The organism is Phaeospirillum tilakii (assembly GCF_042683125.1).
Taxonomy (GTDB): domain Bacteria; phylum Pseudomonadota; class Alphaproteobacteria; order Rhodospirillales; family Magnetospirillaceae; genus Phaeospirillum; species Phaeospirillum tilakii.
In genome coordinates this window covers 102,154-110,365 of record NZ_JBHUIY010000009.1, presented here as the reverse complement: position 1 = coordinate 110,365, position 8,212 = coordinate 102,154, and the positions used below count along the sequence as shown (strand labels likewise).

The 8,212-nt window shown below is 73.1% G+C and carries 5 protein-coding genes; 2 read left to right on the top strand and 3 right to left on the bottom strand.

Annotated features, from left to right (window positions below; genetic code table 11):
- Both ACFSNB_RS06700 and ACFSNB_RS06695 read right to left on the bottom strand, forming a co-directional pair.
- Positions 1-1,513: methylmalonyl-CoA mutase subunit beta (locus ACFSNB_RS06700; protein ID WP_377315262.1), on the bottom strand; the 1,513-nt coding region annotated here is incomplete at its 3' end.
- 57 nt (positions 1,514-1,570) lie between these two features.
- Positions 1,571-2,998, bottom strand: a complete 1,428-nt coding sequence (locus tag ACFSNB_RS06695; protein ID WP_377315261.1) for an NAD(P)H-hydrate dehydratase — start codon at positions 2,996-2,998, stop codon at positions 1,571-1,573.
- 175 nt (positions 2,999-3,173) lie between these two features.
- Here ACFSNB_RS06695 and ACFSNB_RS06690 point away from each other — a divergent pair, with 175 nt between their 5' ends.
- Both ACFSNB_RS06690 and nhaD read left to right on the top strand, forming a co-directional pair.
- Positions 3,174-4,517: a D-amino acid dehydrogenase gene (locus ACFSNB_RS06690; protein WP_377315260.1), complete on the top strand. Its 1,344-nt coding sequence runs from the start codon at positions 3,174-3,176 to the stop codon at positions 4,515-4,517.
- 135 nt (positions 4,518-4,652) lie between these two features.
- Positions 4,653-5,957: a sodium:proton antiporter NhaD gene (gene nhaD / locus ACFSNB_RS06685; RefSeq protein ID WP_377315259.1), complete on the top strand. Its 1,305-nt coding sequence runs from the start codon at positions 4,653-4,655 to the stop codon at positions 5,955-5,957.
- A 96-nt stretch (positions 5,958-6,053) separates the two neighbouring features.
- Here the strand turns inward: nhaD and ACFSNB_RS06680 are convergent, their stop codons facing one another.
- The gene (locus ACFSNB_RS06680; protein WP_377315258.1) at positions 6,054-8,105 is read right to left on the bottom strand and encodes a bifunctional aldolase/short-chain dehydrogenase; all 2,052 of its coding nucleotides are present in this window, start codon (positions 8,103-8,105) and stop codon (positions 6,054-6,056) included.
- Positions 8,106-8,212: the final 107 nt, after the last annotated feature.

Below are 8,212 nucleotides of genomic sequence, written 5' to 3'. Positions count from 1 at the left end.
CGCGGGTCACCGCCGGGCGCGGCGCCGGATGGGCGGCGGCGCGGGCGGCGGCGGCGGCGCGCAGCCGGCGCAGGTCGGGGGCCGGGCGCTCGACCGGGGCCTCGTGCAGGTTGGGGAACTCGCTGACCCCGGTCAGCGGCGCCTTGCGCTTGGCGATCGCCTGCTCGCGCTCGGCCCAGGCGGCGGCGACGCGGGCGGCGAGGCTGCCGTCCTCGATCACCGCCAGCATGCCGCCGGCGGCCTCGATCGCCTGGAACTCGGCCCAGGCGGCCTCGGCCAACTGGCGGGTCAGGGTCTCGACGTACCACGAGCCGCCGGCCGGATCGATCACCCGGTCGAGCGAGGATTCCTCCTTCAGCAGGATCTGGATGTTGCGGGCGAGGCGGCGGGCGAAGGCATCGGACGGGCCGAGTTCGGCGTCGAACGGCACCACCACCACCGCGTCGGCGCCGCCGACTCCGCCGGCAAAACCGGCGACGGTGGTGCGCAGCAGGTTCACCCACGGATCGCGGCGCGACATCATCCGCCGGCTGGTGCGGGCGGTCAGCTCCATCCGCCGCGCCGGCTCGGGCGCGCCACAGGCCTCGGCGACGCGGGCCCAGGTCAGGCGGGCGGCGCGCAGCTTGGCGATCGACAGGAACTGGTCGCAATCGACCGGCAGGGTGAAGGCGATCTGGGCCAGCGCGTCGGCGATGTCCATCCCGGCGGCGACCATTGCCTTGAGATATTGGGTGCCGGTCGCCAGCGCCACGGCGAGGTCCTGGGCGGCGGTGGCGCCGGCCTCGTGCCAGGCGGTGGTGTCGACGGTGACGGCGCGGACCAGCGGCCAGTCGCGGCGGGTGGCATCGGCCACCTCGGCCATCCGTTCGAGACAGGCCGGCAGCGGGGCGAAGGCGACGCCCTCGGCGGCCAGGGTGCCGAGCGGATCGATGCCGAACCCGCCCCGGGCCTGATCCGGGCCGATGCCGCGCTCGCGCCACAGCCCGACCAGGGCGGCGGCGGCGTCGATCGCGCCGACGCCGGCATCGAGGCTGACCGGCACCAGATCGAGCAGCACGTCCTTCAGCACCCGGTCGAGGTCGGCCTCGTCCTGGACGGCGATGCCGTCATCGCCCCACGCCGCCGCCTCGTTCGGGCAGCCCTGGCGGGTGGCGCGGTCGAAGCGGAGCTGGACCGCGGTGGCGCCGCGCAGCAGATCGTCGAGGATCGCGGCATTGGCGTCGGCCGGCTCGGCGGCGGCATGGTCGGCGCGGATCGCCCAGCCCTGGGCGCCGGCACCGCTGGCCTGGCCACCGCGCAGGAACGGCGCCGCGCCGGGGAAGCCGGTCGGGTCGCCGGCGGCGGCGAAATCGTCCCGGGTGTAGAGCGGCTGGACCACGATCCCCTCATAGAGCCGGGTCAGCAGTTTCTTGTCGAACGGGGCGCCCTTCAGGGCCTTATCGACCAGCGCCAGCCATTGCGCGCGATCGGGAACGGGGAATTCGGACGCAAGTTTCAAGCAGGGGTCACTCATGGTCTCGAACCTGGTGTTGGGCAACGGCGCGCACTATACGCGGAGCCGCGTTGCTCATCAGGCGAAAAATGACGGTTTTTGCATCGCCGTGAGCAAATCTTCGGCGATCAGTCCGCGTCCGGCGATCCGTCCGGCCCGGCCATGCAACGCCGCCCCGGCGGCGGCGGCGGCGAAAGCGTCCCATCCCTGGGCCAGCAACCCGCCGATCAGCCCGGCCAGCACGTCGCCCGAGCCGGCGGTGGCGAGGTCGGGCGGCGCGTCGGTATTGATCCGGGCGCGGCCGTCGGGGGCGGCGATCACCGTGTCGGGGCCTTTCAGCAGCACCACCGCGCCCGAACGGGCGGCGGCGGCGCGGGCGCGGTCGAGCCGGCTGCCGGCGACCGCGCCGAACAAGGCGGCGAACTCGCCGTCATGCGGCGTCAGCACCTGAGCGGGGGACAAGGCCGCGAACAGTGCCGCCGGATCGTCGCGCCAGCAGGTCAGGGCGTCGGCGTCGAGCACCGCCGGCCGCCCGGCCGCCAGCACCGTCCGCAGGTCGGCTCGGGTGGCGGCGTCGCTCCCGGCGCCGGGGCCGATCACCACCGCGTTGCGCCGGGGATCGGCCAGCAGGGCGGCCAGTTGATCGCGCCGGGCGAGGATGGTGCCGGGCTCGGCGCCACGCAAAGCGGGCAGGGCGTCGTCGGGGACGGCGAGGGTGACCAGTCCGGCGCCGATCCGCCGTCCGGCCAGCGCGGCGAGGCGCCCGGCCCCGGCCATCGGCCCGCCCACCACCAGCAGATGGCCGCGCCGGAACTTGTGGCCGTCGAGGGCGGGGGCGGGCAAGGCGGGCGCGTGGTTCTCGGCGGCAAGGGGGCGGATCTGGTCGAGCACGGTGGCGGGAATGCCGATCGCGGCGACGGTGATCGCGCCGCATTTGATTCGGCCGGGCAGCAGGCAATGGCCCGGCTTCTTGCGGAAGAAGGTGACGGTGGCGACGCAATCGGGGGCGGGGCCGAGCACCGCGCCGCTGTCGCCCGCGACTCCGGAGGGGACATCGACCGCCACCACCGGCAGGCGGCGCCGGGCGACCTCGGTCAGCGTGGCCGCCGCCGCGCCGTCGAGCGGGCGCGACAGGCCGGCGCCGAACAGGGCATCGATCACCCCGCCGCATCCGTCGAGCGCCTCGGGGGCGAGCGGCACCAGCGGGCCGGTCCAGCGTGCCGCCGCCAGCGCGGCATCGCCCTTCAGCCGGTCCCGCTCGCCGAGCAGGGCCACCCGCACCGGCCAGCCCCGCCGCGCCAGCAGGCGCGCGGCGACGAAGCCGTCACCACCATTGTTGCCGGGGCCGCACAGCACGGCGACGCGGGCGCGCGGCAGGGTGGCGGCGGCGATGCGGGCCACGGCCCAGCCGGCCGCTTCCATCAGCGTGACCCCGGGGGTGCCGGCGGCGATGGTCAGGGCGTCGGCGCGGGCCATCTCGGCCACGGTCAGAAGCTCGTCGCTCATTGGGGCAGGGTAGCGCGGGGGGCGGTGGGCTGCCAAGGCGGGGCTGCCGCCCCGCACCCCGCTTGGAGGCCAAGCCTCCAAACCTCCCTTGTTTTCATTGATGAATCAAACGGGGGTCCGGGGCATCGCCCCGGTTGGGTTTGGGCGAAAGCCCAACACCTCCTCCCGAAACCACATGGCTGGCGTTGTCACGCCGCATTTGCCAAGCCGAGCGCGCCGCACTACATGCAAAGGCCTGACGGCGTTGCAACATCGGGAGAGCGGAAGGGTGAAGATCATCGTCATCGGCGCGGGGGTGGTGGGAACGGCCGCCGCCTGGTATCTCGCCGCCGCCGGGCACGAGGTCGAGGTGGTCGAGCGGCGCGACGGCGCCGGGCTGGAGACCAGCTTCGCCAATGGCGGCCAGATCTCGCCCTGCCATGCCGAGCCGTGGGCCAATCCCGCCGTGCTGCCCAAGCTGGCCCGTTGGCTGGGGCGCGAGGACGCGCCGCTGCTGATGCGCTGGCGGCGCTGGGATCCCGAACTGTGGGCCTGGGGGGCGTCGTTCCTGGTCAATTGCCTGCCGGGGCGCACCGAGGCCAACACCGAGCGGGTGTTGCGCCTCGCGCTTTATTCCCGCGACTGCCTGCGCCGGCTGCGGGCCGAGACCGGCATCGCCTACGACCAGCGCACCGCCGGCATCCTTCATATCTACCGCGATCCGGCCGAATACGCCCATGCCTGCGCCGCCGCCGACCTGATGCGGCGTCATGGTCTCGATCGCGTCGCGCTGACGGTGGCCGAGTGCCTTGAACACGAGCCGGCGTTGGCCGCCGTCGCCCCGACCCTGGCCGGCGGCATCTTCACCCCCGGCGACGAAAGCGGCGACGCCCATCTGTTCACCCGCGAACTGGCCCGACTGGCCGAGGGGCGCGGGGTGCGCTTCCGCTACGGGGTGGGCGTGCGCCGGCTGGTGACCCGGGGCGAGCGCGTCGCCGGGCTCGATACCGAGGCCGGCCAACTTGAGGCCGAGGTCTATGTGCTGGCCGCCGCCACCGCCAGCCGCGCCCTGGCCCGGCCACTTGGGCTGCATTTGCCGATCGTGCCGGCCAAGGGCTATTCGATCACCGCCCCGGTGACCGACCCGGCCCGGGCTCCGGTGGTGTCGATCACCGACGACGAGCACAAGATCGTCGTTTCCCGCCTGGGCGAGCGGCTGCGGGTCGCCGGCACCGCCGAGATGACCGGCGAGGATCTGACCCTGACCCCGGCCCGGGTGGCGGCGGTGCTGGGCCATGCCCGCGCCCTGTTCCCCGGCGGCGCCGATTACGACCGGGCCGAGCCGTGGACCGGGCTGCGTCCGGCGACTCCCGACGGGGTGCCGCTGGTCGGCCCCACCCGCTACCACAATCTGTGGCTCGACACCGGCCATGGCACCCTGGGCTGGACCATGGCTTGCGGCTCGGGCGCGCTGCTGGCCGACCTGATCGGCCGCCGCCGTCCGGCGATCGACCCGGCCGGGCTCGGTTTGTCCCGATAGATCCGGGCGGGCCGCGCCGCTACAAACAGGTGGGCTCTGCCCACACCCATCCCTGATCGCAGGGATCCAAGGACCCCCGGCCCTTGGCGGGTGCGGGCGGAGCCCGCGTTTTTTTTCGTCCGAGCGGAGAGCGCAATGCCGGATCTGAGTACGAGTTGGGTGGGCGGGGCCGGGCTGGTCCTGTTCGTGGTCGCCTATATCCTGGTGATCGTCGAGGAACGCACCCACCTGCGCAAGTCGAAGCCGGTGGTGGTGGCGGCCGGCCTGATGTGGGCGCTGCTGGGGATCGCCGCCTTCCAGGGGGGCTTCACCGCCCAACTGGAAGAGTCGGTCCGCCACGTCCTGCTCGATTACGGCGAGTTGCTGCTGTTCCTGATGGTGGCGATGACCTATGTCGAGGCGCTGGAGGAACGGCGGGTGTTCGCCGCGCTGCGCTCGCGGCTGGTCCATGCCGGGCTCGGCTACCGCGCCTTGTTCTGGCTGACCGGGGGACTGGCCTTCGTCATCTCGCCGGTGGCCGACAACATGACCACCGCGCTGGTGATGGGGGCGGTGGTGGTGGCGGTCGGCCAGGGCCAGCCGCGCTTCATCGTCCCGGCCTGCGTCAACATCGTCGTTGCCGCCAATGCCGGTGGCGCCTTCAGCCCGTTCGGCGACATCACCACCCTGATGGTGTGGCAGAAGGGGATTCTGCCCTTCGCCGACTTCTTCAAGCTGTTCCTGCCGGCGCTGGCCACCTTCCTGGTGCCGGCGGCGCTGATGCATTTCGCCCTGCCGGCGGGACAGCCGGTCGCCGATGGGGCCGGGCTGGTGCGGCTGAAGCCGGGGGCGCGCCGCTTCATCGCCCTGTTCGCCCTGACCATCGCCCTGACCGTGCTGCTGCATTCGCTGCTCGGCCTGCCGGCGGTGCTGGGGATGATGACCGGGCTGGGGCTGCTCCAACTGGCCGGCTATGGCCTGCGCCGGGTCCATCGCCGCGATCCCAGCCGGGTCGAGCATGATTTCGATGTGTTCGCCCGGCTGAGCCGGCTCGATTGGGACACCCTGCTGTTCTTCTACGGGGTGATGATGTGCGTCGGCGCGCTGGGGGCGGCCGGGCAACTCGCCTGGGCCTCGCACCAGCTCTATGACGGCGGCGGGGCGACGCTGGCCAACATCGCCATCGGCCTGCTGTCGGCGGTGCTCGACAACATCCCGCTGATGTTCGCGGTGCTGACGATGAACCCGGCGATGAGCGAGGGGCAGTGGCTGCTGATCACCCTGACCACCGGCATCGGCGGCAGCCTGCTGTCGATCGGCTCGGCCGCCGGGGTGGCGCTGATGGGGCAGGCGCGGGGGATCTACACTTTCTCCGCCCATCTGCGCTGGACCGGCGCGGTTGCCGCCGGCTTTGCCGCCGGCATCGGGGTTCACCGGCTGGTCAACGCGTCGCTGTTCTGAGCGGCGGGAGGCAAGGCGCTGGACCCCCTTGATTTTCAAAAATAAAGGGGGTCCGGGGCATCGCCCCGGCCGGGTGCGGGCGGGAGCCCGCGCGCGTCAGCGCAGGCTGGCCTCGATGTTGCCGCCATCGACGGTGACGGTGCAGGCGGTGACCTTGTTGGAGCGGGCCAGCCAGACGAAGGCGTCGGCGACGTCCTCGGCGGTGACCTCGCGGCCGAGCAGGTTGCCGGCCATGTAATCCTGCTCCGACAGGCCGCGCGCCTTCGAGCGGCTGGCGATCATGTCGGCGGTCAGCAGGCCGGTGCGGATCCGGTCGGCATTGACCGCGCCGGTGCGGATCCCCTCGCGGCCATGGTCGAGGGCGTACTGCTTCATCAGGAACAGCGTCGCCGCCTTGGGCAGGCCGTAGGGGCCGAAATTCTTGCCCGGATTGACCGATTGCTTCGAGGCGTTGAACAGCAGCGCCCCGCCGGTGCCCTGGGCCCGCAGCAGCGCCACCGCCGCCTGGGCGACGTTCTGGTGGCCGAAGAAGTTCAGCTCGAACGATTTGCGCAGGGTGGCGTCATCGACGGTGCCGATGGTGCCCTGCCACGCCGCGCCGGCATTGCTGACCACCACGTCGAGCCCGCCGAAGCGGCGGGCCACCGCCGCCAGCGCGGCCTCGACCCCGGCGCGGTCGGTGACGTCGCAGCCGAGCCCGAGCACGCGCGGCCCGATCTCCGCCGCCGCTTTCGCCGCCGCCTCGGCCGACAGGTCGAGGATCGCCACCTCGGCCCCCTGGGCGGCGAAGGCCCGCGCGGTGGCGGCGCCGATGCCCGAGCCACCGCCGGTCACCGCCACCACCTGCCGCGCCAGCGCCTTTTCCGGGTGCTTGCGGGCCCCCAGCTTGGCCTGTTCCAGCGACCAGTATTCGAGGTCGAACAGGTCCTCCTCGCTGGCCGGCTGATAGATCCCGACGCTCTCGGCGGCGGCGGCGCAGGCGGCGGTGGCCAGCGCCATGTCGGCGGCGATCGCCGCCGCCTTGGCATCGGCGCCAATCCCGACCAGTCCCAGCCCGGGGATCAGCGCCACCCGCGGCACCGGGTCAAGCTCGATCCGCCCGCCGCCGCGCGCGGCGTCATGGCAGGCGAAATAGGCGTGATAGGCTTCCTCGAACGCCTCGATCGCCTGCCCGACCGCCTCGGTCCAGGCCTCCAGCCCGTCGGCGGCGGGGGCGGGCGGCAGCGCCAGCGGCGAGACCTTGGTGCGGATGACGTGATCGGGGGTGGCGACGCCGCGCCGCACCGCCTCGCTCAGGCCGGCATCATCGACCAGGGCGCGGGCCTCGGCGCCCGTGCGCAGATCAAGCAGCCAGCGCTCGAACCGCCCCTCGCCCCGCGGCCGCGCCAGCAGCCCGCGCAGACGCGGCAGCAGCAGCTCCGCCCCCACCGGCCGCGCCACCAGCCCGGCCACCGGCACCGCCCGGCGCCGGCCGCGCGCCAGCCGCCGTTCCGCCAGCGACACCAGGGTGATCATCCGTTCATAGGCGGTGTGGGCGTCGTCGCCCCAGGTCACCAGCCCGTGCTGGGTCAGCACCAGCCCCTCGACCGCCGGATTGGCCTCGTAGGTCTCGGCCACCGCCTTGGCCAGCGCCAGCCCCGACATCCGGTAGGGGACGATGCCGACCTTGTCGCCGAACGCCTCGGCCACCAGCGCCGTCGGGTCGGGCTGGTTGCAGAGCGCCAGCAGCGCGGTGGCGTGGGTGTGCAGCACCACCCGTCCCGGCAGGAAGGCGTGCATCAGGGTCTCGACCGACGGATCGGCCGCCTTGGTGCTGAGCCGGTTGAGCCGGAGCGCGTCGAGCATCGCCTCGTCGTCGAGCGTGTCGAGCCGGGCCAGCGCCCGCAGCGGATCGAGCCGCAGCGCGGTCAGGTCCTCGGGCCGCAGCGCCGCCATGTCGCGCCCCGAGCCCTTGACCCGCAGCAGCGCCACCTCGTCGCCCAGCAGGTCGCGTCCGGTCAGCTTGACCGAGCCGTTGCCGCCGCCATGCAGCACCAGCGCCGGATCGGCCCCCAGCAGCCGGCAGGCATAGGCGGTTTGCGCCAGCAGGGGATCGTCCCCCTCGGCGGCCAGACGTTGCGCTTCGGTGGCGGACCACAGGGATTTCATCGCGGCGAACCTCGAACAGGGAAAAATAGCCAGCGGTGTCTTTACTCCGCTTCGCCCGCGCTGTCACTTCCCCCCTGGCGGGGAAAAAGGAAAGGGTTCCAAGGGCC

Bases quoted from the DNA above. Each gene is read 5' to 3' on its own strand.
- ACFSNB_RS06695 (WP_377315261.1), bottom strand. From the start codon at position 2,998: ATGAGCGACGAGCTTCTGACCGTGGCCGAGATGGCCCGCGCCGACGCC.
- ACFSNB_RS06690 (WP_377315260.1), top strand. From the start codon at position 3,174: ATGGCTGGCGTTGTCACGCCGCATTTGCCAAGCCGAGCGCGCCGCACT.
- nhaD (WP_377315259.1), top strand. From the start codon at position 4,653: ATGCCGGATCTGAGTACGAGTTGGGTGGGCGGGGCCGGGCTGGTCCTG.
- ACFSNB_RS06680 (WP_377315258.1), bottom strand. From the start codon at position 8,105: ATGAAATCCCTGTGGTCCGCCACCGAAGCGCAACGTCTGGCCGCCGAG.